Raw genomic sequence first — 26,683 nt, 5'->3', positions numbered from 1 at the left:
CTCAACTGCGCGCGCACCTGCGACTCCGTCAACGGCGAGGACGCCGCCGCACCCGCCGATACCGTCGGCGCCGGCGACTGCTGCGCAAACGCCACGCCTGCCCACAGCGGCAACGACAGCAACACCGCATACCGCGGGCGAGCCAATGTCTTCGAATCGATCATGGGGTTGCTCCTGCAGCGTGAAGAAACCCCATCCTCCCCCGCGGGCGGTTGTGCGGGAGGTGAAGCGGGCGACATTGAAGATGCGCCAACGAAAACGGCGCCTGAGCGCCGTCGTCGTTGGATCTACTGCGGCCGCCGATTACTTGTTACTTGGAGGCCGGCTGCGCCGGTTTGGCGCCGCCCATCATGCTGTCGCGTGCGGCCTTGAACGGATTGCCCTGGTACCAGTTCGGCCAAGCGTCGCCGCCGGCCAGTTCCTTGCCCACGCCATAGACCGCCTGCAGATCGTCCATGATGCCCTCCAGCTTCCAGGTCGCCGGGTCGTACTGATCGGCCGGGGTGTGGTAGCGGTGCTTGCCGTAGTCTTCGGACGCGCGCTTGCCGGCATCGATGCCGCCATCGATCAGGTCTTCGCCCCCATCGATGTACAGCGCCGGCACGCCGGCCTTGGCGAAGTTGAAGTGATCGGAGCGGAAATAGAAGCCGCTCTGCGGCGACGACTCGGCGTGCAGCACGCGCCCCTGCGCGGCCGCGATCGGCTTGAGCACGTCCTCCAGCTCGGAGCTGCCGAAGCCGTTGACCACCAGGTCCTTGGCGCGTCCGGCCACCGGCAGCGCGTCGAGATTGATGACGCCGGCGATCTTGTTCAGCGGGAAGGTCGGATGCGCCACGTAGTACTTGGAACCGAGCAGGCCCGACTCTTCGAGCGTCACCGCCAGGAACACCACCGAGCGTTCCGGCTTGGGTTGCTGATGCGCGAACGCGTCGGCGATCTCCAGGATGCCGGCCACGCCGGTGGCGTTGTCGACCGCGCCGTTGTAGATGTTGTCGCCGGATTCGCCCTCGTGCTTGCCGAGGTGGTCCCAGTGCGCCATGTACAGCACCGCCTCGTCGGCGCGGCTGCCGCCGGGCAGCACGCCGACCACGTTGCGCGACTTCTTCTCCGAGATGCTGCTCTTCAGGTCGACCGACAGCTTGGCCTTCAGCGGGACCGGCTTGAAGCCCGGCTTGCCTGCATCCTTGTACGCCTGCGCCAGGTCCAGGCCGGCGCCGGCGAACAGCTGCTTGGCCGTCTCGGCGGTGATCCAGCCCTGCACCGGAATGCGCGGTTCCGGATCGTCCTTGGCCGGCAGGTCGTACTGCGCGCCGGACCAGGAATTCTTCACCACGTCCCAGCCGTAGCTGGCGCCGGGGGTGTCGTGCACGATCAGCGCCGCCGCGGCGCCCTTGCGCGCGGCCTCCTCGAACTTGTAGGTCCAGCGCCCGTAGTAGGTCATGCGCTTGCCTTCGAACAACGAACCGTCTTCGCCATGGAAGCCGGGGTCGTTGACGAACATCACCACGGTCTTGCCCTTCCAGTCCTGGCCGGCGTAGTCGTTCCATTTCTGCTCGGGCGCATCGACGCCGTAGCCGACGAAGACCATGTCGCTGCCGTCGATCTTGACCTCGGTCTGGCCGGTGCGGGTGCCGATCACCATGTCGCTGCCGAACTTCAGTTCGCGCGGCTTGCCGTTCACGTCGAGCTTGAGCGTGGTTGCCGGATCGGCGGTGGTCTCGGTCATCGCCACGTCCTGATACCAGCTGTCGCCGTTGCCCGGCTGCAGGCCGATGCGCTGCATCTGGTCGCGGATGTAGCTGACGGTCTTTTCCTCGCCGGCGGTGCCGGGGCCGCGGCCCTCGAATTCGTCCGAGGACAGCGTCTTGACCAGTTCGCCGAAGTCGGCCGGGGCGATGTCGGCGCTGAACGCGTGGCTGGGGGCGGTCGCGGGCGCGGCGGGCGCCGGTGCGGCGGCCGCCGCCGGGGCGGACTCTTCGCGCTTGCAGGCGGACAGCGCGGCCGCCGCGGCGAGGCATAGCAGGAGCTTGCGTGACATGCGGGGGTCCATGAAGTCGATGGAATCCCGATTCTATAGGCAAGCCGCGGCGCTTCGCTGGCGCGGCTCAGTTCTCCGGTGCGGTATCGCCTTCGAAGACCTGGGCGGTGGCGCCGGTGATCGGCCCGGTCTTGGCGCTGCGGTGCACGTACAGCTGCACCTCGCGTTCGAAGTGCAGCGGACCGTCGACCACGGCGCGCGGGCCGACGATGACCCGCGGCTTGCGCGAAGGCTTGAACGACATGTTGAAGTTGGGCTTGCTGACTTCGATGCCGCCGGCGACGTGCGAATCGTGGCCGACGGTGATGTCGCCGTTCACGGTCTCGATGCCCTTGCCCAGCTCGGTGGCGACCAGGCCGATGCCGCCGTTGACGCTTTCCACGCTGCCGCTGACGCGGCTGCCGCGGTCGACGAAGATGCCGCCGTTGACGGTTTCGATGCTGCCGGAGACCTGTACCTGCTGGCCGACCCGAATGCCGCCGTTGACCGTCGACACGCCCTTGGTCTGCGCGTGATCGCCGATCTTGATGCTGCCGTTGACGGTTTCCACGTCGTTGGCCTGGGCGCGCGCTTCCACGGTGATGCTGCCGTTCACCGTCTCCAGGTCGCCGTACTGCCTGCCGGACTCTGCGGTGACGCTGCCGTTGACCTTGCTGATGTCTTCGGCGGCCAGCGCAGGGCCGGCGCCCAGGGCCAGGACCAGCAGGACCGATAGTTGCGTACGCTTCATGGGGCACCTCCAGGACGCCGCTCGAGCGCGGCAGGGATTTCGAGGGGATGACAACACGCTTCGCTACAATCCACACCTGCCTGAAGTCACTGGACACGCCCTTGCCCGCAGCCGACCGCGCCTCGCCCAGTCCCGCACCGTCCGTCGTGGACGCGGGCGGGAAGCTGTCCGCGCGCCACCGCGGCTGGTGGCGCGCCGGCGCCGCGCTGTGGCTGCTGGCCGCGGCGCTGGCGTCGGCGCAGAACCCGCGCGAGGCCGAACGCAAGCTGCAGAAGGTGCGCGGCGAGCTGAACAGCATCGCCGCCGAGCGCCGCGAGCTGGAGGGGCGGCGCGGCGACGCGGCGCGGAAGCTGCGCGAGGCCGACGAGAAGGTGGCGCTCACCGGCCGCACCCTGGCGCAGACCCAGCAGGCGCTGCGCCGGCACCAGCAGACCCTGGCCGAACTGGAGCGCAAGCGCGATGGCCTGCGCAGCGGCCTGGGCCGGCAGCGCGCCGAGCTGGCGCAGCTGTTGCGCGCGGCCTATGCGATCGGCGGCAACGCGCCGCTGAAGCTGCTACTGGCTCAGGACCGCGTCGCCGATGCCAATCGCCTGCTCGCCTACCACCGCTATCTGCAGCGCGAGCGCACGCAGCGCATCGCCGCCCTGACCCACGAACTGGAAGCGCTGGAACAGGTGCAGAAGGACGTCATCGCCCAGCAGCAGCAGTTGAGCCAGGCGCAACGCGAGCAGCAGGAGCAGGCGGCGGCGCTGGTCCGCGACCGCAAGCAGCGCGCCAGCGTGATGTCCGAGCTGGAGCAGCGCTACCGCGACCGCAGCGAGCGGGAAAAGGCGCTGGGCGAAGACGCCAAGGCGCTGGAGACGTTGCTCGCCAACCTGCGTGTGGCGGCCGCGCGTGCCGAAGCCGAGCGGCGCGCGGCGGCCAAGCGCGCCGCCGCCGAGCAGGCGGCGCAGGCGAAGGCGGCGGCGAAGAACCCGGGGACGCGCGGCGGCAGCAGGACGCCGCCCAAGGTGGTGGCGTCGGCGCCGGCGCTGAAGGTCGGCGGCCTGGGCTGGCCGCTGTCCGGCGACCTGCTCGCCCGCTACGGCGGCAGGCTGCCGGACGGACGTACCAGCAGCGGCGTGCTGATCGGCGCGGCGGCCGGCAGCACCATCACCGCGGTGGCCGACGGCACCGTGGTGTTCTCCGACTGGATGACCGGTTACGGCATGATCCTGATCGTCGATCACGGCAACGGCTACATGAGCCTGTACGCGCACAACGATGCGCTGCTGCGCGATGCCGGCGACCAGGTCAAGCGCGGCGACGCGGTGGCCAAGGTCGGCAACTCGGGCGGGCAGGGCCGGCCGGCGCTGTACTTCGAACTGCGCCGTAACGGACAGCCGGTGGACCCGTCGTCGTGGCTGCAGCGCCGCTGAACCGCGCCGGGCTGCGCGCATGGCGGCGTTCAACGCGAATTTAGCCTGGCTTCGCGCATAATCCGGGCAGCTGCGTCGTGGACGGCGCCGCCTTCCCCTTATCGGAGTGCTTCATGCGCGTAGTCCTGTCCGCTGCCCTGCTGCTTGCTCTGGCGCCGCTGCCGTCGATGGCGCAGACCGCGCCCGAGCCGGCCCCGACCGCGGCCAGCGCCGACGACGCTCCGGACGCGGACGACCCGGACGCCACCGAATCGGCCGCCTCGCGCGTGCCGTTGGACGAGATCCGGCGCTACGTGGCGGTGTACAACGCGGTGAAGGAAGCCTACGTCGATCCGGTGGACGACAAGAAGCTGATGCAGTCGGCGATCCGCGGCCTGCTGCTGGACCTGGACCCGCACAGCACCTACTTCAGCAAGGAGGACGCCGAGGCGTTCGACGAACAGGCCACCGGCGCCTACGACGGCATCGGCGTGGAACTGCTGCAGCTGCCGGACAACACGCTGAAGGTGGTGTCGCCGATCGACGACACCCCGGCCGCGCGCGCCGGCCTGCGCTCGGGCGACCTCATCGTCGCGATCGACGGCAAGCCGATCACCGCGGTCAAGGCGATGGAACCGTTGCGCGGCGAGTCGGGCAGCAAGGTCGTGCTGACCATCGTCCGCGAGAAGGTCGACAAGCCGTTCGACGTGACCCTGACCCGGGAAAAGATCCGCGTGGCCAGCGTGCGCAGCCGCATGCTCGAGCCGGGCTACGGCTACGTGCGCATCAGCACCTTCCAGGCCGACACCGGCGCGGATTTCCACAAGCAGCTGGAGCAGCTGCAGTCCAAGGCCGGCGGCAAGCTGCGCGGCCTGGTGCTGGACCTGCGCAGCAATCCCGGCGGACTGCTGACCTCGGCGGTGCAGGTGGCCGACGACCTGCTCGACAAGGGCGGCATCGTCAGCACCCGCGGGCGCATCTCGGTCAGCGATTCCAAGTTCGACGCCACGCCCGGCGACCTGCTGCAGGGCGCGCCGATGGTGGCCCTGGTGGACGCCGGTTCGGCCAGCGCCTCGGAAGTGCTGGCCGGCGCGCTGCGCGACAACAAGCGCGCGCGCATCGTCGGCAGCCGCACCTTCGGCAAGGGTTCGGTGCAGACCGTGCTGCCGCTGGACAACGGCGACTCGGTCAAGCTGACCACCGCGCGCTACTTCACGCCCAGCGGCAAGTCGATCCAGGCCAGCGGCATCGTGCCGGAGGTGGTGCTGCACCCGGAGGCCAGCGCCGACGAGGACACGCCGGCCTCGCTGAGCGACTACAGCGAAGCCAAGCTGCCGGGCCACCTGCATGGCGACGACGAAGGCGCCGAAGGCTACAGCGCCGGCGACGTGCTGCCGGGCGATGCGCCGATCGCGCAGGCGCTGGCCGAGCTGAAGCAGCCCGGCGCGGTGGCCAAGGCCGCCGCCGCCAAGCCGGTCAGGGCCAAGCCGAAGGCGGCCACGCCGACCGCAGCGAAGCCGGCGACGCTCGCGCCCAAGGCCGAAGCGCCGAAGCCCGATGTGCCGAAATTGGAAGCACCGAAGGTCGATCCGCCCAAGACCGACATGCCGGCGCCGCCTTCTGGCAACTGACATGCTGGCGGCACGACGCCGCGCTGCGCAGTGCGCAGCGCGGGTCATCAGTGCGACCTAGCGCATTCCGATCCGGGCGGTGCTGTAGGAGCGGCTTCAGCCGCGACCCGGATTTACCCCGATAGGGCCGGGTCGCGGCTGAAGCCGCTCCTACAAGGGCAGGGCGACAATCGCAACTGCGCTGCGCGATCGGCTTGGTTCAGCGCGGCTCGCCGGCTCAGCGCGGCTTGGCCGGCATCGGGAACGGGGTGACCACTTTTTCGCCGGTGGTCGCGTCGCGGATCGCGGACAGGCCCTTCTTCTCCACTTCCTCGATGCGCACGATGCTCTGCATCGGCAGGTGCAGCACCTTGGTGTTGCCGAATTCTTCGCGCAGGCGTTCTTCGGTGGGGTCGATCACCAGGCCGTCGTGCACGTCGAACACCAGTTCGCCGATCTCGCTGAAGCCCCACAGGTGGCTGCTGCCGACCTGCTGCGCGTACAGCTCGTACACCTTGCCGTGGTTGAGGAACGTGACTTTGTACAAAGGCTTGGCCATGCCGCGATTATAAGCGGCCGGTGGCGGCTCAGAAGCCCTTGCGCTTGCGCATGCGCCGGGCGATCGCCGCGCGCACGTACAGGCCGTAGGCCATGCCGAAGGCGAAGCCGGTCAGGTGCGCCGACCACGCCACCATGCCGAACGCCGGGCCGATGTAGGCGAACACCACCTGCAGCGCCGCCCAGATGCCGATCAGCAGCGAGGCCGGCGCGCGCACGAATTCCAGGAAAAGCCCCAGCGGCAGCACCACGCCGAGCTTGGCGCGCGGGAACAGCGCCAGGTAGGTGCCGATCAGCGCCGACACCGCGCCGCTGGCGCCGATGATGACCCGGTCCGGGGTGCCGATCGCGAACACCGCGGCCAGGTTGGAGATCGCGCCGCCGCCCAGGAACAGCAGCAGGAACCGCCACGGGCCGAGCACGCGTTCGGCCGGCAGGCCGAAGATCAGCAGGAACACCAGGTTGCCGAGCAGATGCGACCAGTCGGCATGCAGGAACAGCGCGGTGAACAGGCGCAGCACGCTGCCGTCCTGCACCGTCGCCAGCCAGTCCTGCGGGCTGGCGACCCCGGCCGACAGCGCGCCCCAGTCCAGCCACAGGGTGCCGCGCGCCTCGTCGGGGCGGCTGATCGACCACAGGAACGCCAGCCACATCGCCGCGAACAGCAGCGGCGTGGCCCAGCGCAGCGTGGTCCTGTCGCGGGAAGGAATGGAGACGAACATGCCGATACCGAAAAACCCGGCCCGTAAGATACCCACTTCACCCGGCTGAACACATGCCCACTCCTGGCGAAGCTGAACGGACGATATTGTTATTGTTGAGTTAACGCGGACGGTTATACTGCATACGGCGTCGTATGTCGGGAGGGGACTCCGGCGCGCGGATCGGGCCTGCCAGGCCGGTCCGCGCAGGCGCGTACACAGACACCTACCGTCTTCCGGAGAGTAACAAGCCATGCACAACGCAACCCAGTTCGTCCGTTTCACCGCCCTGGCCGTCGGCATCGTCGGCGCCCTGACCATCGGTCAGGCGCACGGCGCCGCCTTCCAGCTGAAGGAAAACAGCGCCAAGGGCCTGGGCCGCGCCTTCGCCGGTTCCGGCAGCGCCCCGGACGATGCCTCGATCATCGCCAACAACCCGGCCGGCATGCGCCAGCTCGACGGCCGCCTGTTCCAGGCCGACGTCAGCGCGATCAGCTTCTCGGCCAAGTACAAGGGCGAAAGCGGCACCTATGCCACCGGCGCGCCGATTTCCGGCGGCGACGGCGGCGACGCCGGCATGATCGCGCCGGTCCCGGCGGCGTATTTCCACCTGCCGTTCGGCGAGAACAACAACATGCACCTCGGCACCTCGCTGACCGTGCCGTTCGGCTTCAAGACCGAATACGACCGCGACTGGGTCGGCCGCTACAACGGCACCAAGACCGAGCTGCAGGCGATCGACTTCAACGTGGCGTTCTCCTACGACGTGAACCCGTACGTGTCCTTCGGCGCGTCGGTGTTCGCCGAGCGCCTGGACATCGAGCTGGCCAACGCGGTCGATTTCGGCACCGTGCTGGCCTCGCGCCGCGTCCCCGGCTTCGCGCCGGGCAGCGCCGACGGCTACTCGAACATCAAGGGCGACAGCACCGAGGTCGGCTTCACCCTGGGCGGCCTGTTCAGCATCGACGAGAACACCCACATCGGCCTGAGCTACCGCTCGCAGGTCGAGCACAAGATCACCGACGGCGATGCCAACTTCACCGTGCCGGGCAATGCGGCCACCGTGCTCGGCGTCGCCGCGCCGGGCACCTTCGTCGACACCAAGGGCCGCGCCACGGTCAAGCTGCCGGCCAGCGCGACGATGAGCTTCACCCACAACGTCAACGAGCGGTGGTCGGTGATGGCCGACGTCACCCGTACCGCCTGGAGCAAGTTCGACCAGGTCACGGTGGACTTCGCCTCCAACCAGCCCGACAGCGTGCTGGACTTCTCCTACCGCGACACCACCTTCGTCTCCATCGGTGCCGACTACCGCATGAGCGATGCGCTGACGCTGCGCGGCGGCCTGGCCTACGACCAGACCCCGACCACCGAAGCGCACCGCGACGTGCGCGTGCCCGACGCGAGCCGCAAGTGGGTCTCGCTGGGTCTGAGCTGGCGTCCGTCCGAGCAGGCCGAGTACAACTTCGGCTACACCCACCTGTTCACCAGCGACCCGAGCATCGCCACCACCAGCGCCACCGGCAACACGCTGGTCGGCGCCTACGATGTGCGCGGCGACGTGCTGGCGGCCTCGATCAACTACAAGTTCTGATCGGGCCGGTGCTGCAGTGAACCGCCGCGGCGCAGGCCGCGGCGGACAGAAAAAAGCCCCGCAGAAGCGGGGCTTTTTTTGTTTACGGCCCGGATCCGGCAGCGTGTGCGATTGATTGCTGGAGAGCCTAGTCAGGCACCTCGGCGACGCTAGCGGATGCCTGTGCCTGTGCCTATGCCTGTGCATCGGCATGGCTGACGTTGTCGCCAAGTCACCCTGTGGGAGCGACTTCAGTCGCGACGGGCTTTACCGGTGATGCCCGTCGCGACTGAAGTCGCTCCCACAAACCATCCAGCACTTCAAAATCCGAAGAAACGCCGGGCGCGGCCGCTCAGTCGCCCAGCGTCAGCAGCGAGGCGTTGCCGCCGGCCGCGGTGGTGTTGACCGTGACCACCTTTTCGGTGGCGAAGCGCAGCAGGTAGTGCGGGCCGCCGGCCTTGGGGCCGGTGCCGGACAGGCCCTGGCCGCCGAACGGCTGCACGCCGACCACCGCGCCGATCTGGTTGCGGTTGACGTAGACGTTGCCCACCTGGACGCGCGCGGCGATGCGGTCGATGGTCTCGTCGATGCGCGAATGCACGCCCAGGGTCAGGCCGTAGCCGGTGGCGTTGATCTGGTCGATCACCGCGTCGAGCTGGTCGGCCTTCCAGCGCAGCACGTGCAGCACCGGGCCGAAGATCTCGCGCTGCAGCTGCGCCAGCGACTGCAGCTCGTAGGCGCGCGGCGCGAAGAAGCTGCCGTGGGCGGTGCCGTCGTCGGTGGCGGCGACGGCGATCAGCCGCGCCTCGCGGTCCATGCGCGCGGCATGCTCGGTGAGGATCTGCAGCGCGTCGGCGTCGATCACCGGGCCGACGTCGGTGGACAGCAGGCCCGGGTCGCCGACCTTCAGTTCGGCCATCGCGCCGGCCAGCATGGTCATCACCTTGTCGGCGATGTCGTCCTGCACGAACAGCACGCGCGCGGCCGAGCAGCGCTGGCCGGCGGAGATGAAGGCGCTGGAGATCGCATCCTTGACCACCGCTTCCGGCAATGACGAGGAGTCTGCGATGAACGCGTTCTGGCCGCCGGTCTCGGCGATCAGCACGCCGATCGCCGCGTCGCGCGCGGCCATGGCGCGGTTGATCGCGCGCGCGGTGTCGGTGGAGCCGGTGAAGGCCACGCCGGCCACGCGCGGGTCGCGGGTCAGCGCGGCGCCGACGGTGGCGCCGTCGCCGGGCAGGAACTGCACCGCCGCTTCCGGCACGCCGGCTTCGTGCAGCAGCTTCACCGCGGCATGGCCGACCAGGTTGGTCTGCTCGGCCGGCTTGGCGATCACGCTGTTGCCGGCGGCCAGCGCCGCGGCGACCTGGCCGAGGAAGATCGCCAGCGGGAAGTTCCACGGGCTGATGCATACGAACACGCCGCGGCCATGCAGCTGCAGTTCGTTGGATTCGCCGGTCGGCCCGGGCAGGCGCTCGGGCGCGCCGAACTGGGCGCGCGCCTGGCCGGCGTAGTAGCGCAGGAAATCCACCGCCTCGCGCACTTCGGCCACGCCGTCGGGCAGGGTCTTGCCGGCCTCCCTGACGCACAGCGCGATGAACTCGGGCAGGCGCGCTTCCAGCAGGTCGGCGGCGTGCTCGAGGATGGTGGCGCGGCTGGCGGCCGGGGTGCGGTCCCAGGCCGGCTGCGCGGCGACCGCATTGGCCAGCGCCTTCTCCACGGCGGCGGCGTCGGCCGGCTGCCAGCGGCCCACCACCTGGCGGCGGTCGGCGGGGTTGGTCACCGGCAGCGGCTCGCTGGCGATCACCGCGCCGGGCACCAGCGGCGCGGCCTGCCAGGGCTTGATCGCGGCGTTGAGCTGGTCGGCCAGCGCGCGCAGGTCGTTGTCGTTGGCGAGGTTGGCGCCCATGGAATTCTTCCTGTTGTGGTTCTGGCTGCGCAGCAGGTCGGCCGGCAGCGGAATCTTCGGATGCGGGATGGAGGCGAACGAGGACACGGCCTCGACCGGATCGCGGATCAGGTCCTCGATGGCCACGTCCTCGTCGGTGATGCGGTTGACGAAGCTGGAATTGGCGCCGTTCTCGAGCAGGCGCCGCACCAGGTACGGCAGCAGGTCCTCGTGCGAGCCGACCGGCGCGTACACGCGGCACGGCACGCCCAGGCGGTCGGCGGGGATGACCTCGGCGTACAGGTCGTCGCCCATGCCGTGCAGCTTCTGGTGCTCGTAGTCCTTGCCGGCGGCGATGGCGCGCACCGCGGCGATGGTCTGCGCGTTGTGGGTGGCGAACATCGGGTACAGCGCGTCGCTGTGCGCGAACATGCGCCGCGCGCAGGCCAAGTAGGACACGTCGGTGTTCTGCTTGCGGGTGAACACCGGGTAGCCCGGATGGCCTTCGACCTGGGCGCGCTTGATCTCCGCGTCCCAATACGCGCCCTTGACCAGGCGCACCGGGATGCGGCGGCCGACGCGGCGCGCCAGGTCGGCGAGGAAGTCGATCGTGTACGGGGTGCGCTTCTGGTAGGCCTGCACTGCCAGGCCGTAGCCTTCCCAGCCGTCCAGCGACGGGTCGGAGTAGGTGGCCTCGATGATGTCCAGCGACAGCTCCAGGCGGTCGGCTTCCTCGGCGTCCACCGTGTAGCCGATGCCGTAGGACTTGGCCAGCTGCGCCAGTTCCAGCACGCCCGGCACCAGCTCGGCCATCACCCGCGCGCGCTTGGCGTGCTCGTAGCGCGGATACAGCGCCGACAGCTTGATCGAGATGCTGGGCGCGGCGAACACGTCGCTGCCCTGGTACGAGCCGTTCGGCCCGCTGCGGCCGATGGCGTGGATCGCCTGGCGGTACGCGTCGAGGTAGCGATGCGCGTCCTTCATGGTCAGCGCGCCTTCGCCGAGCATGTCGAACGAGTAGCGGTAGTGCGCGTTGTCGCCCTTCTTCGAGCGCGACAGCGCCTCGCCGATGGTGCGGCCCATCACGAACTGGTGGCCCATGATCTTCATCGCCTGGCGCACCGCCAGGCGGATCACCGGCTCGCCGACGCGGCCGATCAGGCGCTTGAACGCGCCGGCGACGTCGGCGCGGGTCAGGTCGTTGATCTGCACCAGCTTGCCGGTGAGCATCAGGCCCCAGGTGGAGGCGTTGACCAGCACCGAGTCGCTTTCGCCCATGTGCTTCTTCCAGTCGGCGTCGCCGAGCTTGTCGCGGATCAGCTTGTCGGCGGTGTCCTGGTCGGGGATGCGCAGCAGCGCCTCGGCCACGCACATCAGCAGCACGCCTTCCTCGCTGCCCAGGTCGTACTGGCGCATGAAGGCCTCGATCGCGCCCTGGTCCTGGGCGCGGGCGCGCACGCGGGTGACCAGGTCGGCGGCCAGCGCCTGCACCTTGGCCTGCTCGGCGGCGGGCAGGCGCGCCTGCTCGATCAGTTCGCGCACATGTTCGGTTTCGTCCTTGAGCCACGCGGCGGTGATCGCGGCGCGCAGGGCGTGGGGAGCGGGGGGGAGTTCGGGGCTGAGCAGCGGCGAGGGTGTCGCGGACGGCATCGCCGGTGAGGTGCCGGCGCCAGACAATGCGTTCATGCGGAAGAGGTCAGGAAAGACCGGCATATGGTATGCCAGCGCCTGCCCGCGCAGCGCGCCCCGGCTTTGCCCTGATGCCCGTCGCCACACGCGACAGGCGACGGCGGGGCGCGCGTCGGCGCCTGTCCGCACGCGTCAGGTTGCAATGCAGCATTTTTTATGATGAACCCGCGCTTGCCCGCGCGCAGGCCGGGGGCTACCATCGAAGCGTGCTCTCGGCTCGAAGCCAGGCGGCTCGGAAGCGCGGTTCGACATGATCGAAATGTTTCCGTTTTCTTCGGAGGGGTCGGGTACGCAGCTGCGGCTGCGACCGCCGCGGGCGCTCAACGCCCGGCAGTTCGTCCTGTTGTTCGCCGCGCTGGCCGGCGCGATGTGGGCGGGGGCAGGGTTGGGGTGGCTCGCCGGCAACGTGTTCGCGCCTGCGTTCGCCCTGCTTCATAGCGTCATGGTGGCGCTTGCGTTGCGCTGGGTATGGCGCAGCGGCGAGCGAGAAGAGGATATCCGGGTGGGTCCGGGCTGCGTGGAAGTGACCCGCACGAATGCAGTAACGCCGGCGTTCCGCGCCCATCCACACTGGGTGCGGCTGCGGATCGAAGGCGACGACAGGGTGGTGCTGGCGTCAAGCGGCAGGCAGGTCCGGGTAGGCGAATTTCTCGGGCCGGGCGAGCGCCGCGAGCTGGCGCAGACCCTGGAAGGCTTGCTGGCGGCCGCGACCGGCCGCAACCGATGACGCTCCAAGGGGTCTAGGCAATGAAGCAATGCGGCAGATGGAAGCAACAGGCGGTCAGGATGGGGATGGCATTGGCCGCGGCGACGGCCGCACCGGTGGCATGGGCGCAATCGGCCGACCCCAAGCCCTGGCAGCTGAACATGGGCAGGGGCGTCACCCAGAGCGCGCGCAATGCGTACGACGCGCACATGATCGCGTTGTGGGTGTGCGTGGTCATCGGCCTGCTGGTGTTCGGGGCGATGGCCTATGCGATGTTCAAGTTCCGCAAGTCCAAGGGCGCGGTCGCCGCGCAATTCAGCCATAACACCAAGGCCGAGATCGTCTGGACCGTGATCCCGGTGCTGATCCTGATCGTGATGGCTTGGCCGGCCACCGCCAAGCTGATCGCGATGTACGACACCCGCGACGCCGAGCTGACGGTCAAGGTCACCGGCTACCAGTGGCTGTGGCACTACGAGTACCTGGGCCAGAACGTGTCGTTCACCAGCCGCCTGGAGCGCGGTTCGGACCGCATGCGCCAGAGCGGCAAGGTGCCGACCCTGGAGAGCGATCCGCACTACCTGCTGGACGTGGACAACCGGCTGGTGCTGCCGGTGAACACCAAGGTGCGCTTCGTGATCACCGCCAACGACGTGATCCACGCATGGTGGGTGCCGGCGCTGGGTTGGAAGCAGGACGCGATTCCCGGCATCATCAACGAGGCCTGGACCAGCATCGAGACCCCGGGCGTGTACCGCGGGCAGTGCGCCGAGCTGTGCGGCAAGGACCATGCGTTCATGCCGATCGTGGTCGAGGCGGTGTCCAAGCAGGAATTCCAGAAGTGGCTGGCGGCACGCAAGCCGGCCGCCGCGCCGGCCGCGCCCGCGCCTGCCGCGGCGCCCGCGCCGGCGGCTCCGGCGCAGACCCCGGCTCCGGCTCCCGCTGCGCCGGACGCCGCGGCGCCCGAAACGGCCGCGCCCGCGGCGCCGCCGCAAGCCTCGTTGCTCCGCCTTCGTTTCGACTCGCACCTGACCGTGCGCGCCGCCTGACCTTCTGCATCCTTTTTCTGAGGTAGCCGCCATGGCCCATTCCGCAGTCGACCATCACGACGAGCACGGGCACCAGCAGAGCTTCGTCGAGCGTTGGTTCTTCTCCACCAACCACAAGGACATCGGCACGCTCTACCTGCTTTTCAGCTTCACGATGTTCATCATCGGCGCGGCGATGAGCGTGGTGATCCGTGCGGAGCTGGCGCAACCGGGCCTGCAGTTCGTCAAGCCCGAGTTCTTCAACCAGATGACCACCGTGCATGCGCTGGTGATGATCTTCGGCGGAGTGATGCCGGCCTTCGTCGGCCTGGCCAACTGGATGATCCCGCTGCAGATCGGCGCGCCGGACATGGCGCTGCCGCGCATGAACAACTGGTCGTTCTGGCTGCTGCCGGTGGCCTTCACCCTGCTGCTGATGACCCTGTTCATTCCCGGCGGCGCGCCCGCCGGCGGCTGGACGCTGTATCCGCCGCTGTCGCTGCAGGGCGGCTACAACGTGGCCTTCAGCGTGTTCGCGATCCACGTGGCCGGCATCAGCTCGATCATGGGCGCGATCAACATCATCGCCACCGTGCTGAACATGCGCGCGCCGGGCATCGACCTGCTGAAGATGCCGATCTTCTGCTGGGCCTGGCTGATCACCGCGTTCCTGCTGATCGCGGTGATGCCGGTGCTGGCCGGCGCGGTGACCATGCTGCTGACCGACAAGTTCTTCGGCACCAGCTTCTTCAACGCCGCCGGCGGCGGCGACCCGGTGATGTACCAGCACATCTTCTGGTTCTTCGGTCACCCCGAGGTCTACATCATGATCCTGCCGGCCTTCGGCGTGGTCAGCGAGATCATCCCCACCTTCAGCCGCAAGCCGCTGTTCGGCTATCAGGCGATGGTCTACGCGATCGCGGCGATCGCGTTCTTGAGCTTCATCGTCTGGGCCCACCACATGTTCACCGTGGGCATGCCGCTGGGCGGCGAGATCTACTTCATGTTCGCCACGATGCTGATCTCCATCCCCACCGGGGTGAAGGTGTTCAACTGGGTCAGCACGATGTGGAAGGGCTCGCTGACCTTCGAGGCGCCGATGCTGTGGGCGGTGTCGTTCGTCATCCTGTTCAGCATCGGTGGCTTCTCCGGGCTGATGCTGGCGATCGTGCCGGCCGACTTCCAGTACCACGACACCTACTTCGTGGTCGCGCACTTCCACTACGTGCTGGTCACCGGCGCGGTGTTCGCGCTGATCGCCGCGGTGTACTACTGGTGGCCGAAGTGGACCGGGCGCATGTACAGCGAGGCCTGGGCCAAGTTCCATTTCTGGTGGACGATGCTGTTCGTCAACCTGCTGTTCTTCCCGCAGCACTTCCTCGGACTGGCCGGCATGCCGCGGCGCATCCCCGACTACAACGTGGTGTTCGCCGACTGGAACATGGTCAGCTCGATCGGCGCGTTCGGCATGTTCGTCACCCCGTTCCTGATGGCCGGCATCCTGATCGCCTCGCTGCGCAGCGGCGCGCGCGCCGAGGCGCGGTCGTGGGAAGGCGCGCGCGGGCTGGAATGGACGGTGCCGTCGCCGGCGCCGGCGCATACCTTCACCCTGCCGCCGGTGCTCAAGCCCGGCGACCTGGCCCACGACGACATCAGCCACTGATGACGCCGCATCCGCCCCTCGACGACCTGGCCGTGCGCCGCAAGCGCGCGGTGCGCACCGCGCTGCTGGTGGGCGCGGTCGCGGTGCTGATCTATGCCGGCTTCATCCTGTCCGGAGTGCTTGGCCGATGAACGCGCCGGCCGGTCCCGTGCACAGCAACGCCGGCGTGTTCAAGCTGGTCGGCGTGGCACTGGCGGTGTTCGTGCTGACGTTCTCGCTGGTGCCGCTGTACCGCATCGCCTGCGAGAAGGTCTTCGGCGTGCGCCTGGAGCGCGGTCCCGGCGACGGTGCGCAGGCCGGCAAGGCGCTGGTCGGCAAGCGCACGGTGAAGGTGGAGTTCGATGGCGGCGTGAATTCCAAGCTGCCGTGGTCGTTCCATCCCGAGCAACTGACCATGGTCGTGGTGCCGGGCGAACTGAACGAAGCGCTGTACTACGCGCGCAACGACAGCGACCGCGCCATCGTCGGCAGCGCGGTGCCGTCGGTGGCGCCGGCGCGCGCGTCGGGCTATTTCACCAAGACCGAGTGCTTCTGCTTCACCGCGCAGACGCTGCAGGCCGGCGAGAAGCGCGACATGCCGGTGCGCTTCATCGTCGATCCGGACCTGCCGCCCGATGTCACCACCATCACCTTGTCGTATACGTTCTTCAAGAACGATGCGCTGAGCGCCGAACTGGGCTCGCCGAAGCTGTCCGGTTCCACGCACGCAGCCCCCTGACCCGATCCGGAAAACCCGCCATGGCCCAGCCCACCACCGACGCCACCGCCTATTACGTACCCAGCCACAGCCGCTGGCCGTTCATCGGTTCGATCGCGATGTTCGTGACCATGATCGGCGTGGCCAGCTGGCTCAACGACGCGTCGTGGGGCAAGTGGACGTTCTTCACCGGCATCGCGATGCTGGTGGCGACCTTGTTCATGTGGTTCGGCGACGTGATCCGCGAGTCGATCGCCGGGCACTACAACCGCCAGGTCGACGTGTCGTTCCGCATGGGCATGGTGTGGTTCATCTTTTCCGAGGTGATGTTCTTCGGCGCGTTCTTCGGCGCGCTGTTCTACACCCGCGCCTTCACCCTGCCGTGGCTGGGCGGCAGCGGCGACGGCGTGATGACCAATGCGTTGTTGTGGGACGGCTATTCGGCCGCGTGGCCGACCAATGGCCCGGGCGCGATCGGCGGCCAGTTCCAGACGATCCCGGCGTGGGGCCTGCCGCTGATCAACACGCTGATCCTGCTCAGCTCCGGCGTGACGCTGACCATCGCCCACCACGCGCTGAAGGCCGGTCGCCGCGGCCAGCTGATGGTGTGGCTGGGGCTGACCGTGCTGCTGGGCATCGTCTTCCTGTTCCTGCAGGCCGAGGAATACATCCATGCCTACAAGGAATTGAACCTGACCCTGGGCTCGGGCATCTACGGGTCCACGTTCTTCATGCTCACCGGCTTCCACGGCGCGCACGTGGCGCTGGGCACGATCATGCTGCTGGTGATGTGGCTGCGCTCTTCGCGCGGGCATTTCAGCCGCGACAACCATTTCGCGTTCGAAGCGGCCGCGTGGTACTGGCACTTCGTCGACGTGGTGTGGCTGGCGTTGTTCCTGTTCGTTTATGTGTTGTGAGGCCGGGACTCGGGACTCGGGACCGGGGACTCGGAGCATTGCGCGGGTGCGCTGCATTTGTGCTTTTCTGTAGGAGGGGCTTCAGCCCCGACGCTTTGCCGGTAAGGCGTCGGGGCTGAGCCCCTCCTACAGAAAAGCGGTTGCGCCGGAGCGCATAAGAAAGGCCGCTTTTTCTGAAAAAAAAGCGGCCTCTTTTTGCATCAAATCGCTTGACATCGATTTGCCCCGGGGCATCATCCTGCCGTCCCGAGTCCCGAGTCCCGAGTCCCGAGTCCCGAGTCCCGAGTCCCGAGTCCCGAGTCCCGAGTCCCGAGTCCCGAGTCCTATCCCGCGATCCCATGCGGCTTGATCACCCCGGTATAGATGCCCAGGATCACCAGCAGGATCAGTCCCACCGATAGCGCGATGCGGCGCGTCAGCGCGTTCACCGTGCGCTTGCTCTGGCCGCGGTCCACCAACAGGTAGTACAGGCCGGCGCCGAGATTCCAGACGATGACGATCAGGAACGCGACTATCAGCAACGTCTTCAACGAGTCGTTCATACGCATCTCGGCGAGCGGTGTGTGCGCATTATGACCCTGGCCGCCGCTCCGCGTATCGCTTCGCGCGCGCGCGGCCCGCTGCTGTTCGGCTGGGCCGCGGCGCTGGTCGTGGCGCTGCTGTTCTGCGCGCTGGGCGTCTGGCAGCTGCAGCGCATGCAGCACAAACAGGCGCTGCTCGACCAGGCCGCGCATGTGCGCCAGCGCACGGTGGCGCTGGCCGATGCGCTGCGCGCGGACGATCCGGCACGGCTGGCCTGGGTGCAGGGCGCCGGCCGCTTCCTGCCGGGACAGGTCCTGCTGGACAACCAGCTGCGCCAGGGCCGCGGCGGCGTAAAGCTGTACCAGCCGTTCCTGGCCGATGGCAGCGCGCGGCCGCTGCTGGTGGAACTGGGCTGGCTGCCGCTGCCGCCGGACCGCACCTTGCCTGCGCCGCCACCGCTGCAGGGCCGCTACGCGCTGCGCGGGCTGCTCGCCCCGCCGCCGTCGCACGGCTTGGCGCTGGGCCCGGCGCTGGTACCGGCGCCGGCGCCGCCCGCGCAGCGTTGGCTGGCGATGCGCATGGAGCCGCAGGCGATCGGCCAGGCGCTGGGCCGCCGCGACATTTTGTCGCAGGTGCTGCGCCTGGATCCGGCGTTGCCGATGGGCTACACCCGCGACCTGGAACTGCTGCCGAACACGCTGCCGCCCGAGCGCCACTTGGGTTACGCGGTGCAGTGGTTCGGGCTGGCGCTGGCGGTCCTGTTCACCGCCGCGGTGCTGACTTGGCGTTCGCGCAAGGATCGGCGCAGGCGCTGAGCGCGCGCGCATGAGAAAATCGCCGGCATGAATGCCTCTCCCCCGGTCCAACGCCAGGCGGTCCGTCGCGGCCGCTGGATGCTGATCGCGCTGTTCGCGCTGTTCTTCGGCTCGATGCTGGTGGCCGGCGCGCTGCGCTTCTCCGGCTGGCAGCCGGCCGGCAACCGCAACCATGGCGAACTGCTGTCGCCGCCCGCCGACCTGCGCGCGCTGCAACCGCGCCTGCACGACGGCAGCGCGTATCCCTGGGCGCCGTCGCAGCGCCTGTGGCGGATCGTGCTGGCGCCGCCGGCCGACTGCCGCGAGGCCTGCCTCGCGCTGGCGCGCGACCTGGACAAGGTCTGGCAACTGTTCGGGCACAACGCCGATCACGTGCAGATCCTGTGGATCGGCACGCCGCCGCCGGGCCTGCCGGCGATGCCCGAACTGCGCGCGCTGCGGCCGGATCCGGCGCTGCGCGCGGCGCTGCCGCGGGTGGACGATCCGGCCGGGGTGCCGGTCTACGTGATCGATCCGAACGGCTTCGTGGTGCTGCGCTATGCGCCGGGGTTCGACCCGGCGGACCTGCGTGCGGACCTGTCGAAGCTGCTGAAACTCCTGTGAGCCACGTCCTATGAACTTGTTCGCGCCACCGGCGCTGTTTCGGCACTTCCACCGCATGGCCTGGCTGGCGGCGCTGTTCACCGCCAGCACGATCATGTTCGGCTCGTTCGTGCGCCTGTCCGATGCGGGCATGAGCTGTCCGGACTGGCCGACCTGCTATGGCCGGGTGACCTGGCCGCAGAGCAGCGACGAGGCCAATGCGCATGCGGCCAGCAAGATCCGGCCGCTGGAGACGCACAAGGCCTGGCGCGAGCAGGTGCACCGCTTCCTGGCCGGGGCGCTGGGCGTGGAAGTGCTGGTGCTGTCGCTGCTGGCCGCGCGCCGGCGGCGCCTGGGCATCGCCCAGATCGTCGGTGCCGCGACGCTGGTGGCGCTGTCGATCCCGCTGTACATGTCCGGCTGGCCATCGCTGGCGATGGCGCTGGCCGGCGCGGGCGAGGCGATCCTGCTGCTGGCGGCGCTGCGCTGGTCCAACGCCGACCTGGCGCGCGCGGCGGCGCTGACCCTGGCGGTGGTGATCTTCCAGGCGCTGCTGGGCATGTGGACGGTGACCCTGCTGCTCAAGCCGATCGTGGTGATGGGGCACCTGCTCGGCGGCCTGCTGATGTTCGCGCTGCTGGTGTGGATGGCCTGGCGGGCGACCCACCTGCCGATCACCCTGGCCGACGCGTCGCGGCTGAAATGGCTGCTGCGCATCGGCGTGGCGGTGCTGGCGCTGCAGATCGCGCTCGGCGGCTGGGTCAGCGCCAACTACGCGGCGCTGGCCTGCGGCGGCGGCAGCTGGTCGGCGGACAACTTTCCCAAGTGCGTCAGCCAGTGGTGGCCGCCGCACGATTTCCGCGAAGGCTTCACCCTGTGGCGCGGCATCGGCGTGGACTACGAAGGCGGCGTGCTCGATGGCGCGTCGCGCATCGCGATCCAGATGGCGCACCGGATGATGGCGGTGGTGGTGGCCGCCTACCTGCTGTGGCTGGGATGGCGGCTGGGCCGCTCGCCGGGCATGCGCGGCTGGGCGACGGCGCTGGCGGTACTGCTGCTGGCGCAGGTGAGCCTGGGCGTGCTCAACGTCAAGCTGGCGCTGCCGTTGCCGGTGGCGGTGCTGCACAACGCCGGCGCGGTGGCGCTGCTGTTCGTGCTGGTGTCGCTGCTGGCGCGGCTGCGCGCGCCGGAATGACGACGATGCGTATCCACTGGCGCGACTATTGGGACCTGACCAAGCCCAAGGTGGTGGCGTTGATCGTGTTCACCGCGCTGGTCGGCATGTGCCTGGCGATTCCCGGGGTGCCGAGCTGGGCGCAGGTGCGCACCGGCCTGATCGGCTTCTTCGGCATCTGGCTGGCCGCCTCGGCGGCGGCGGCGATCAACCAGCTGCTGGACGCGCGCATCGACGCGCAGATGGCGCGCACCTCGTGGCGGCCGCTGGTGGTGGGCAAGGTACGGCCGTGGCAGGTGCTGCTGTTCGCCACGCTGCTGACCGCGCTGTCGATGGCGATCCTGGTGATCTGGGTCAACACGATCACTGCGGTGCTGACCTTCGCCTCGCTGATCGGCTATGCAGTGATCTACACCGTGTTCCTCAAGCGCACCACGCCGCAGAACATCGTCATCGGCGGCCTGGCCGGCGCCGCGCCGCCGCTGCTGGGCTGGGCCGCGATCACCGGCATGCAGGGGCAGTGGGACTGGGCGTACGCGTCGCTGCTGGTGCTGATCATCTTCGTATGGACGCCGCCGCACTTCTGGGCGCTGGCGATCTTCCGCCGCGCCGACTACGCCAAGGCATCGGTGCCGATGCTGCCGGTGACCCACGGCGTGGCGCACACCCGCAGGCAGATCCTGGTGTACACGCTGCTGCTGGTGGTGGTGACGCTGCTGCCGGTGGCGGTGGGCATGAGCGGGGTGTTCTACCTCGGCGGCACGCTGGTGCTCGATGCGGTGTTCGTGTGGTTCGCCTGGCGCATGCTCGACCCGCCGGACGAGATGTTCTCGATGCGCATGTTCGGCTACTCGATCGTGTACCTGATGGCGCTGTTCGCGTTCCTGCTGGTGGACCACTGGCTGATGCCGGCACTGGCGATGCCGATGCCGGCCGGCGCGTGAGCGGCAGACGCCTGCGCGGCGCCGCGCTGCTGGCGCTGGCGGCGCTGCCGCTGCCGGCATGGGCGTGGGACACGCCCGAGCAGGCGATCGATGCCTACCTGGCGTTCGAACTGGGCGGCGGCCGGCTGCAGGCCTGGCCGTTCGCGCGCTACATCGTGGCGCCGCGCGGCTACGACGAACCGGGCTGGGACGTGCTGCACGCGGTGCGCGGCTGGCAGCGCGGCGCGGTGCGCTGCAGCGCCGTCGCGCGCTGCGAGGTGGTGGTGCTGTTCGAATATGCCGACACCCTGGCCTTGCCCGCGTCCTGGCAGCTGATGCCGCATCCGCACGGCGGCAGCGAGCGGCTGCGCTACACGCTGCAGCGCCAGCCCGCGCACGGCTGGCGCGTGGCCGCCACGCTCGGCCCGCCGCGGGTGAAGATGGCGGTGGTGGCGACGCTGTGGCCGGCCACGGCCGCCGACTGAGCTGCGTGGTGACCCGCGGCGTGGGCGCTGGCGCCGCCGCTGCCGCGGATCGGAGCGGCGTTCGAGGCCGTCGATGGCGCTCGGCGCGGTGCACGAACGCGCAGGCGCACGCACGGCCTGGCATGCGCTCCCGCAAGAACCGGAGCGTTGCGCGATGGGCAGGCTCAGCCGAGCCAGTGCTGGCAGCCGTCGCGGTCCTGGCTGGCGCAGCTGCGCTGCATCCGCTGCTGCAGGCGCTGCAGCACCGGGCCGCCGCCATGCTGCCTGCTCCAGGCCTGCAGCGCCTTGGCCAGGGTGTCGAAGCGTTGCCGGGTGCGCTGGTGGTAGCCGCCGGGCTGTCCCGCCAGCTCGCCGATGACCTGCCCGGCAGCGGCCTCGATCCCGGCGCTGTCGTCGGGCTTCAGCCGGATCAGGCCATCGACGTAGAGCACGCCCCACTGCACCCGGGTGGCCGGGCCCTCGGCGCTCTCGTAGGCCTTCTTCAGCCAGTACAGCGCGGTCTGCCGGTCGCTGCGCGCCTCGGCCAAGTCGGCCAGTTCCGGCATGTAGTAGTACGGGGTCTTGCTGCGTCCCAGCTCGGCCAGCAGCAGCTGTTCGGCGCCGGCGCTGTCGCCGGCGGCATCGAGCAGGCCGGCGGCGTTGCTGATCGTGGACTGGCGTTCGTAGTCGGTCTTGGCGGCCTGCTCGGCCCAGCGCACGCGCTGCTGCACCTTGTCGGCCACCGCGGCCGGCAGCGGCGGAGGCGGCGCGTCGCCCGGATCGGCCGGCTGGCCCTGCGCCAGCCGCGCCAGCTGGATGTCGGCATAGGCGGTGTCGAGGCGATCGCTGATCGGCAGGCTCGCGTCGGCGTAGACCTGGTCCAGCGCCCGGGTCAATGCGCTCGACAAGGCGCTGCGTTCGGCGGCGTCGGCGGCCGCGGCTTGCACCAGCTCGCGCGCCGCGTAGGTGAGCGTGCTGCGGTTGGCGCGCACCTGCGCCGGATCGGCGAGCACCGCCTGCAGCAGGTCGCGGTGCGCGGCACGGTGGGGGGCGTCGGCGGCGCCGGCGCTACCCGGCGGCTGCGCGGCCAGCGCCAGCAGGGCGAAGCGCCGCTGCAGGGCCGGTTGCGGCGCCGCGGCCGCCAGTTGCGCGAGCACGCCGGCGGCCTGGTCCGGCTTGAGCAACTGGCTGGCATCCACCGCCCAGCCGTACTCGCCGAGCAGGGTCCAGTCGTCGGCACTGAGCGTGGCGGGCGCCTGCAGCGCCTGCTGCAGCAGTTGCGCCGAGGTGGTGGTGCGGGTCGCCGCCACGCGCAACGCCTCGGCCAGCCGGTCGCTGTCGCTGTCGCCGGCCAGGCGGGTGACCTCGCTGCGATCCGGGCGCAGCACGATGATGGTCGGGTAGCCCTTGATGCCGAAGCGTTCGCCCCAGGCCTGCGCGCCTTCCGAATCGCCATCCAGGTGCACGGCGACGAACGCGCGGGTGCGGGCGATGAAGGCAGGGTCCTTGAACAGGGTAGCCTTGAGCCGGTTGCAGGGCGGGCACCAGGCCGCGCCCCAGTACAGCAGCACCGGCTTGTGGTGTTCGCGCGCTTCGGCGAAGGCATCGTCCACGTCGCCCTCGCGCCAGGCGATGCCGGCCGTGTCCGGCGCCTTGGCTGGCACGGCCGCCGCCTTGGGCGGGTCCGCAACGGGGGGCTTGTCGCAGGCACCCAGCGTCAGCAGCGCGGCCAGGCCGGCGGAGGTCATCGCGGAACGGCGGAACGTACGACGCATGCGGCGGACACCAGGCGAGGGAAGGGTGGCGCGCGTGCCGTGCACGCCAGCGCGTCAATCGCGCACTCTACCGAGCGGGCCGCGTCGCAGACATTCCGCTTGCGCATCTGCATATGCCGCGGCTCGGCGGCAGCGGCCGCCATGTCCGCCGGTGCAGTGCCGCGGCGCGCCGGCAAGAACCCGGCGGCGGGGTGTCGCGCAGGTTCCAGTTGCATCGTGGAGATCCGGCCGATAGCCGCCTCCGCGTACCGCTGCGGCTAGTCTCGCCGGCCCGCCGCCGCGCCGCGCGCATAGCGCTGCGCGATGAAGGCGCAGACGATCAGCTGGATCTGGTGATAGATCATCACCGGCAGCACGATCGCGCCGAGGCTGCCGCTGGCGAACATCACCTTGGCCATCGGCACGCCGGTGGCCAGGCTCTTCTTCGAGCCGCAGAACACGATCGGGATCTCGTCGCGACGGTCGAAGCCCAGCCGCCGCGCGCCGTAGGTGATCAGGATCATCGCCACCGCGAGCAGCAGCGCCGCCACCGCCGCCACGCCGAGCAGCGCCGGCGCCGGGGTCTTGCGCCACAGGCCCTCGATCACCGCGGCGCTGAAGGCGGTGTAGACCACCAGCAGGATCACCCCCTGGTCGGTGTAGCGCAGCACCGCGCGGCGGCGCTCGACCCAGCCGCCGATCCAGCGCCGCAGCAGGTGGCCGGCCACGAACGGCACCAGCAGCTGCAGCATGATCCTGCCCATCGCCTCCAGCGGATGGGCCATCGCGCTCTGCGCGCCGGCCAGCAGGCCCATCAGCAGCGGCGTCAGGAACACGCCGAGCAGGCTGGACAGCGACGCGCTGCATACCGCCGCCGGCACGTTGCCACCGGCCATCGAGGTGAACGCGATCGACGACTGCACCGTGGACGGCAGCGCGCACAGGAACAGCACGCCGATGTACAGCTCCGGGGTCAGCAGCCAGTGCGACAGCGGCTTGAGCAGCAGCCCGAGCAGCGGGAACAGCACGAACGTCGCGGCCAGGATGGTCAGGTGCAGGCGCCAGTGCAGCGCGCCGGCGACGATCGCCTCGCGCGACAGGCGCGCGCCGTGCAGGAAGAACAGCGCGGCGATCGCCACGTCGGTGGCGGTGTCCATCGCCGCCGCGGCGCGGCCGTGCACCGGCAGCAGCGAGGCCAGCAGCACGGTGCCGAGCAAGGCCAGGGTGAACGGCTCGATGCGCAGCTTCTTCAACCAGGCCATCGGCTCACGGCTCCAGCAGGTGCTGTTGCCAGAACAGGATGCTGGCGGCGCCGAAGTAGTCGACATTGGCCTTCTTGCGGAAGCCGTGGCCTTCGTCGGCGAACTCCAGGTACCACACCGGCCGGCCGTTGCCGCGCACCGCCTCCACGATCTGCCGCGCTTCGGTGTACGGCACGCGCGGGTCGTTGCGGCCCTGCGCGACGAACAGCGGCGAGCGGATGCGCTGGGCGTGCTCCAGCGGCGCGATGCGCTGGAAGAACGCGGCCATCGCCGGATCGCGCTCGTCGCCGTACTCGGCGCGGCGCAGGTCGCGGCGGTAGTCCTCGGTGTTCTTCAGGAAGGTGCGGAAATCGGAGATGCCGACCACGTCGATGCCGGCGCGCAGGCGTTCCCCATAGTGCATCAGCGAGGCCAGCACCATGTAGCCGCCGTAGCTGCCGCCGACCACGCCCACGCGCTTGGCGTCCAGCTCCGGCTGGCGCTCGATCCAGTCCAGCAGCGCGCCGATGTCCTTGACCGAGTCCTCGCGCTTGTCGCCGTTGTCCAGCAGCAAGTAGGACTTGCCGTAGCCCGACGAGCCGCGCACGTTCGGCACCACGACCGCCACGCCCAGCTCGTTGGCCAGGAACTGGGTGCTGGGGGTGAACACCGGCTGCGCCTGGCCTTCGGGACCGCCGTGGATGCTGATCACCACCGGATAGCGGCCGTGCCGGGGCGGCTGCTGCGGCTTGTAGTAGAACGCCGGGATCGTGCGCGGCCGGCCGTCGACCTGGTCGAAGCTGGGGAAGCGCACCAGCGTCGGGGCGACGAACTGCGCCGTGTCCAGGCCGCCGACTTCGCTGCGGGTCCAGGCGGTCGCGCGTTGCGTGCGCAGGTCGATCACCTGCACGTCGCTGGGCGAGGTCGCGGTGTTCAGGCTCAGCGCCAGGCGCTGGCTGTCCGGCGCGAACGCCAGCGCGCCGATCACGCCCACCGGCAGCGCCGGCAGCGGCAGTTCGCGCAACGACGGCAGCTCGCGCAGGTGCAGGCGGCCGATGCCGTCCTCGTTGCTGACGAAGGCCAGGCGCTTGCCGTCCGGGGACAGTTCGAACAGTTCCACGTCCCAGTCGATGCCGGCGCTGATCAGCTGCGGCGCGCCGCGTCCAGGCGCGTGCAGGCGCAGTCGCCGGAAATCGCTGGGGCGCCCGTCCACCGGCTCGTCGGAAACGAAGAACACGCGCTTGCCGTCGTGCGCGTACTTGAAGCCGCCGAACGCGGCCTTGCCGCCGTCGACCGGAAACAGCGTCAGCCGGCCGCTGGCCAGGTCCACTTCGCCCGGGTAGGCCTCGTTGGCGGACACGTATTTCTGCACCAGCAGGCGGGTGCCGTCCGGCGCGAAGTCCAGCGCGCTCCAGCTGCCGCCCTCGGTGACCAGCGCGCGCTTGGCGCCGGTCTTCAGGTCCAGCAGCCACACGTCGGTATCGGTACCGTTGCGCGCGGTGCTGGACCAGGCGAACCAGCGCCCGTCGGGCGAGAACAGCGGCGCCTGGTTGCGTGACTTTCCGTCGCTCCACAGCGTGGTCTGGCGCGTGTCCAGGTCGTACCAGTACAGCTGGAAGAACTCGTCGCCGCCGCGGTCCTTGCTCAGCACGAAGCCGTTGCGGCCGCTGCTGGCCGGCGCGGCCTCGGCCTTCACCGGCTCGGGATAGAAGGTCAGCTGTTCGCGCATGCCCAGCGGCTGGCAGACCCGGTGCACCTGCGCGGTCTCGGCGAAGCGGGTGCCGACCAGCAGGCAGCCGTCGCGGGTCCAGCCGGCCAGTTCGGCGCCGCGCGTGTTCTGGTAGCGCGCCAGCTGTTCGACCAGCGCCGGCGGCAGCGCCGGAATGTTCTCGCTGGTGCGCACGCCGACCGTCTCGCGCGCCACCGCGGCCGGTTCGTGCTGGGCGAGGGCGGGCAGCGGCAGGGCCAGCGCCAGGCTGGCGAGCAACGGGAATGTACGACGCATGCAGGCGC

At 69.7% G+C, this 26,683-nt stretch carries 23 protein-coding genes; 14 read left to right on the top strand and 9 right to left on the bottom strand.

Annotated elements, in window-relative coordinates:
- Positions 1 to 310: 310 nt before the first annotated feature.
- On the bottom strand, positions 311 to 2,038 hold the full coding sequence (locus tag JR065_RS13485) for a M28 family metallopeptidase (RefSeq protein ID WP_206234764.1): 1,728 nt from the start codon (positions 2,036 to 2,038) through the stop codon (positions 311 to 313).
- Positions 2,039 to 2,105: 67 nt separating this feature from the next.
- On the bottom strand, positions 2,106 to 2,768 hold the full coding sequence (locus tag JR065_RS13480) for a hypothetical protein (RefSeq protein ID WP_206234763.1): 663 nt from the start codon (positions 2,766 to 2,768) through the stop codon (positions 2,106 to 2,108).
- Between the two features lie 101 nt (positions 2,769 to 2,869).
- Here JR065_RS13480 and JR065_RS13475 point away from each other — a divergent pair, with 101 nt between their 5' ends.
- Complete coding sequence (locus JR065_RS13475) at positions 2,870 to 4,186, top strand: murein hydrolase activator EnvC family protein (RefSeq protein WP_429001868.1); 1,317 nt, start codon at positions 2,870 to 2,872, stop codon at positions 4,184 to 4,186.
- A 113-nt stretch (positions 4,187 to 4,299) separates the two neighbouring features.
- Positions 4,300 to 5,796 (top strand): S41 family peptidase, encoded by a 1,497-nt coding sequence (locus tag JR065_RS13470; protein WP_206234761.1) that lies wholly within the window; start codon positions 4,300 to 4,302, stop codon positions 5,794 to 5,796.
- Between the two features lie 217 nt (positions 5,797 to 6,013).
- Here JR065_RS13470 and JR065_RS13465 read toward each other — a convergent pair whose 3' ends face one another.
- Complete coding sequence (locus tag JR065_RS13465; protein WP_206234760.1) at positions 6,014 to 6,334, bottom strand: DUF1820 family protein; 321 nt, start codon at positions 6,332 to 6,334, stop codon at positions 6,014 to 6,016.
- Positions 6,335 to 6,362: 28 nt separating this feature from the next.
- Positions 6,363 to 7,055 (bottom strand): rhomboid family intramembrane serine protease, encoded by a 693-nt coding sequence (locus JR065_RS13460; RefSeq protein WP_206234759.1) that lies wholly within the window; start codon positions 7,053 to 7,055, stop codon positions 6,363 to 6,365.
- A 232-nt stretch (positions 7,056 to 7,287) separates the two neighbouring features.
- On the opposite strand from JR065_RS13460, the gene JR065_RS13455 reads away from it, so the two are divergent.
- On the top strand, positions 7,288 to 8,628 hold the full coding sequence (locus JR065_RS13455) for an outer membrane protein transport protein (RefSeq protein WP_206234758.1): 1,341 nt from the start codon (positions 7,288 to 7,290) through the stop codon (positions 8,626 to 8,628).
- 331 nt (positions 8,629 to 8,959) lie between these two features.
- Here JR065_RS13455 and putA read toward each other — a convergent pair whose 3' ends face one another.
- A complete protein-coding gene (putA, locus tag JR065_RS13450; RefSeq protein WP_429001869.1) occupies positions 8,960 to 12,145 on the bottom strand; it encodes a bifunctional proline dehydrogenase/L-glutamate gamma-semialdehyde dehydrogenase PutA in 3,186 nt (1,061 codons plus the stop codon).
- A gap of 289 nt (positions 12,146 to 12,434) precedes the next feature.
- On the opposite strand from putA, the gene JR065_RS13445 reads away from it, so the two are divergent.
- From JR065_RS13445 to JR065_RS13425, 6 genes are read left to right on the top strand one after another with little or no spacing between them, the layout of a single operon-like run.
- Entirely contained in the window at positions 12,435 to 12,911 is a 477-nt protein-coding gene (locus tag JR065_RS13445; RefSeq protein WP_206234756.1) for a DUF2244 domain-containing protein, read from the top strand.
- A 59-nt stretch (positions 12,912 to 12,970) separates the two neighbouring features.
- Positions 12,971 to 13,939, top strand: a complete 969-nt coding sequence (coxB, locus tag JR065_RS13440) for a cytochrome c oxidase subunit II (RefSeq protein ID WP_241093611.1) — start codon at positions 12,971 to 12,973, stop codon at positions 13,937 to 13,939.
- A gap of 31 nt (positions 13,940 to 13,970) precedes the next feature.
- Positions 13,971 to 15,581 (top strand): cytochrome c oxidase subunit I, encoded by a 1,611-nt coding sequence (ctaD, locus tag JR065_RS13435; protein ID WP_206234754.1) that lies wholly within the window; start codon positions 13,971 to 13,973, stop codon positions 15,579 to 15,581.
- The gene (locus JR065_RS21745; protein WP_277420149.1) at positions 15,581 to 15,712 is read left to right on the top strand and encodes a hypothetical protein; all 132 of its coding nucleotides are present in this window, start codon (positions 15,581 to 15,583) and stop codon (positions 15,710 to 15,712) included. The genes ctaD and JR065_RS21745 overlap by 1 nt, the downstream gene beginning before the upstream one ends.
- On the top strand, positions 15,709 to 16,299 hold the full coding sequence (locus JR065_RS13430) for a cytochrome c oxidase assembly protein (RefSeq protein ID WP_206234753.1): 591 nt from the start codon (positions 15,709 to 15,711) through the stop codon (positions 16,297 to 16,299). The genes JR065_RS21745 and JR065_RS13430 overlap by 4 nt, the downstream gene beginning before the upstream one ends.
- A 20-nt stretch (positions 16,300 to 16,319) precedes the next feature.
- Positions 16,320 to 17,195 carry a cytochrome c oxidase subunit 3 gene (locus tag JR065_RS13425; protein ID WP_206234752.1) on the top strand — a complete coding sequence of 292 codons (876 nt, stop codon included), beginning with the start codon at positions 16,320 to 16,322 and terminating at the stop codon, positions 17,193 to 17,195.
- A 323-nt stretch (positions 17,196 to 17,518) separates the two neighbouring features.
- On the opposite strand, the gene JR065_RS13420 is transcribed toward JR065_RS13425, so the two are convergent.
- A complete protein-coding gene (locus JR065_RS13420) occupies positions 17,519 to 17,737 on the bottom strand; it encodes a twin transmembrane helix small protein (RefSeq protein ID WP_206234751.1) in 219 nt (72 codons plus the stop codon).
- Between the two features lie 30 nt (positions 17,738 to 17,767).
- Here JR065_RS13420 and JR065_RS13415 point away from each other — a divergent pair, with 30 nt between their 5' ends.
- Genes JR065_RS13415 through JR065_RS13395 form a run of 5 tightly spaced genes read left to right on the top strand, consistent with a single transcriptional unit; the run spans position 17,768 to position 21,696 of the window.
- Positions 17,768 to 18,532, top strand: coding sequence for an SURF1 family protein (locus JR065_RS13415; protein WP_206234750.1), 765 nt, complete (start codon positions 17,768 to 17,770; stop codon positions 18,530 to 18,532).
- A gap of 27 nt (positions 18,533 to 18,559) precedes the next feature.
- Positions 18,560 to 19,135: a hypothetical protein gene (locus tag JR065_RS13410; RefSeq protein ID WP_206234749.1), complete on the top strand. Its 576-nt coding sequence runs from the start codon at positions 18,560 to 18,562 to the stop codon at positions 19,133 to 19,135.
- Between the two features lie 10 nt (positions 19,136 to 19,145).
- On the top strand, positions 19,146 to 20,309 hold the full coding sequence (locus JR065_RS13405; RefSeq protein WP_206234748.1) for a COX15/CtaA family protein: 1,164 nt from the start codon (positions 19,146 to 19,148) through the stop codon (positions 20,307 to 20,309).
- 5 nt (positions 20,310 to 20,314) lie between these two features.
- Positions 20,315 to 21,232: a heme o synthase gene (cyoE, locus tag JR065_RS13400; RefSeq protein WP_241093610.1), complete on the top strand. Its 918-nt coding sequence runs from the start codon at positions 20,315 to 20,317 to the stop codon at positions 21,230 to 21,232.
- Positions 21,229 to 21,696 (top strand): hypothetical protein, encoded by a 468-nt coding sequence (locus tag JR065_RS13395; RefSeq protein ID WP_206234746.1) that lies wholly within the window; start codon positions 21,229 to 21,231, stop codon positions 21,694 to 21,696. Before cyoE ends, JR065_RS13395 begins: the two co-directional genes overlap by 4 nt.
- Before the next feature lie 164 nt (positions 21,697 to 21,860).
- On the opposite strand, the gene JR065_RS13390 is transcribed toward JR065_RS13395, so the two are convergent.
- The 3 genes from JR065_RS13390 to JR065_RS13380 all read right to left on the bottom strand — a co-directional run bounded on the left by JR065_RS13390 (position 21,861) and on the right by JR065_RS13380 (position 26,675).
- Positions 21,861 to 23,450 (bottom strand): thioredoxin family protein, encoded by a 1,590-nt coding sequence (locus JR065_RS13390; protein ID WP_206234745.1) that lies wholly within the window; start codon positions 23,448 to 23,450, stop codon positions 21,861 to 21,863.
- A gap of 257 nt (positions 23,451 to 23,707) precedes the next feature.
- Positions 23,708 to 24,691 (bottom strand): bile acid:sodium symporter family protein, encoded by a 984-nt coding sequence (locus tag JR065_RS13385; protein WP_206234743.1) that lies wholly within the window; start codon positions 24,689 to 24,691, stop codon positions 23,708 to 23,710.
- A 4-nt stretch (positions 24,692 to 24,695) separates the two neighbouring features.
- On the bottom strand, positions 24,696 to 26,675 hold the full coding sequence (locus JR065_RS13380; protein WP_206234742.1) for a S9 family peptidase: 1,980 nt from the start codon (positions 26,673 to 26,675) through the stop codon (positions 24,696 to 24,698).
- Positions 26,676 to 26,683: the final 8 nt, after the last annotated feature.

This window comes from Xanthomonas sp. (assembly GCF_017163755.1).
Classification (GTDB): domain Bacteria; phylum Pseudomonadota; class Gammaproteobacteria; order Xanthomonadales; family Xanthomonadaceae; genus Xanthomonas_A.
The sequence above is the reverse complement of the archived record's forward strand: the minus strand, read 5'-3'. Positions and strand labels throughout refer to the sequence as shown.

What these genes read in the sequence shown, in the direction of transcription:
- JR065_RS21745 (WP_277420149.1), top strand. Translation starts at nt 15,581, where the DNA reads ATGACGCCGCATCCGCCCCTCGACGACCTGGCCGTGCGCCGCAAGCGC.
- JR065_RS13390 (WP_206234745.1), bottom strand. Translation starts at nt 23,450, where the DNA reads ATGCGTCGTACGTTCCGCCGTTCCGCGATGACCTCCGCCGGCCTGGCC.
- JR065_RS13425 (WP_206234752.1), top strand. Translation starts at nt 16,320, where the DNA reads ATGGCCCAGCCCACCACCGACGCCACCGCCTATTACGTACCCAGCCAC.
- putA (WP_429001869.1), bottom strand. Translation starts at nt 12,145, where the DNA reads ATGCCGTCCGCGACACCCTCGCCGCTGCTCAGCCCCGAACTCCCCCCC.
- JR065_RS13465 (WP_206234760.1), bottom strand. Translation starts at nt 6,334, where the DNA reads ATGGCCAAGCCTTTGTACAAAGTCACGTTCCTCAACCACGGCAAGGTG.
- cyoE (WP_241093610.1), top strand. Translation starts at nt 20,315, where the DNA reads ATGCGTATCCACTGGCGCGACTATTGGGACCTGACCAAGCCCAAGGTG.
- ctaD (WP_206234754.1), top strand. Translation starts at nt 13,971, where the DNA reads ATGGCCCATTCCGCAGTCGACCATCACGACGAGCACGGGCACCAGCAG.
- coxB (WP_241093611.1), top strand. Translation starts at nt 12,971, where the DNA reads ATGGGGATGGCATTGGCCGCGGCGACGGCCGCACCGGTGGCATGGGCG.
- JR065_RS13445 (WP_206234756.1), top strand. Translation starts at nt 12,435, where the DNA reads ATGATCGAAATGTTTCCGTTTTCTTCGGAGGGGTCGGGTACGCAGCTG.
- JR065_RS13455 (WP_206234758.1), top strand. Translation starts at nt 7,288, where the DNA reads ATGCACAACGCAACCCAGTTCGTCCGTTTCACCGCCCTGGCCGTCGGC.
- JR065_RS13410 (WP_206234749.1), top strand. Translation starts at nt 18,560, where the DNA reads ATGAATGCCTCTCCCCCGGTCCAACGCCAGGCGGTCCGTCGCGGCCGC.
- JR065_RS13385 (WP_206234743.1), bottom strand. Translation starts at nt 24,691, where the DNA reads ATGGCCTGGTTGAAGAAGCTGCGCATCGAGCCGTTCACCCTGGCCTTG.
- JR065_RS13380 (WP_206234742.1), bottom strand. Translation starts at nt 26,675, where the DNA reads ATGCGTCGTACATTCCCGTTGCTCGCCAGCCTGGCGCTGGCCCTGCCG.
- JR065_RS13460 (WP_206234759.1), bottom strand. Translation starts at nt 7,055, where the DNA reads ATGTTCGTCTCCATTCCTTCCCGCGACAGGACCACGCTGCGCTGGGCC.
- JR065_RS13420 (WP_206234751.1), bottom strand. Translation starts at nt 17,737, where the DNA reads ATGAACGACTCGTTGAAGACGTTGCTGATAGTCGCGTTCCTGATCGTC.
- JR065_RS13415 (WP_206234750.1), top strand. Translation starts at nt 17,768, where the DNA reads ATGACCCTGGCCGCCGCTCCGCGTATCGCTTCGCGCGCGCGCGGCCCG.
- JR065_RS13485 (WP_206234764.1), bottom strand. Translation starts at nt 2,038, where the DNA reads ATGTCACGCAAGCTCCTGCTATGCCTCGCCGCGGCGGCCGCGCTGTCC.
- JR065_RS13430 (WP_206234753.1), top strand. Translation starts at nt 15,709, where the DNA reads ATGAACGCGCCGGCCGGTCCCGTGCACAGCAACGCCGGCGTGTTCAAG.
- JR065_RS13405 (WP_206234748.1), top strand. Translation starts at nt 19,146, where the DNA reads ATGAACTTGTTCGCGCCACCGGCGCTGTTTCGGCACTTCCACCGCATG.
- JR065_RS13480 (WP_206234763.1), bottom strand. Translation starts at nt 2,768, where the DNA reads ATGAAGCGTACGCAACTATCGGTCCTGCTGGTCCTGGCCCTGGGCGCC.
- JR065_RS13470 (WP_206234761.1), top strand. Translation starts at nt 4,300, where the DNA reads ATGCGCGTAGTCCTGTCCGCTGCCCTGCTGCTTGCTCTGGCGCCGCTG.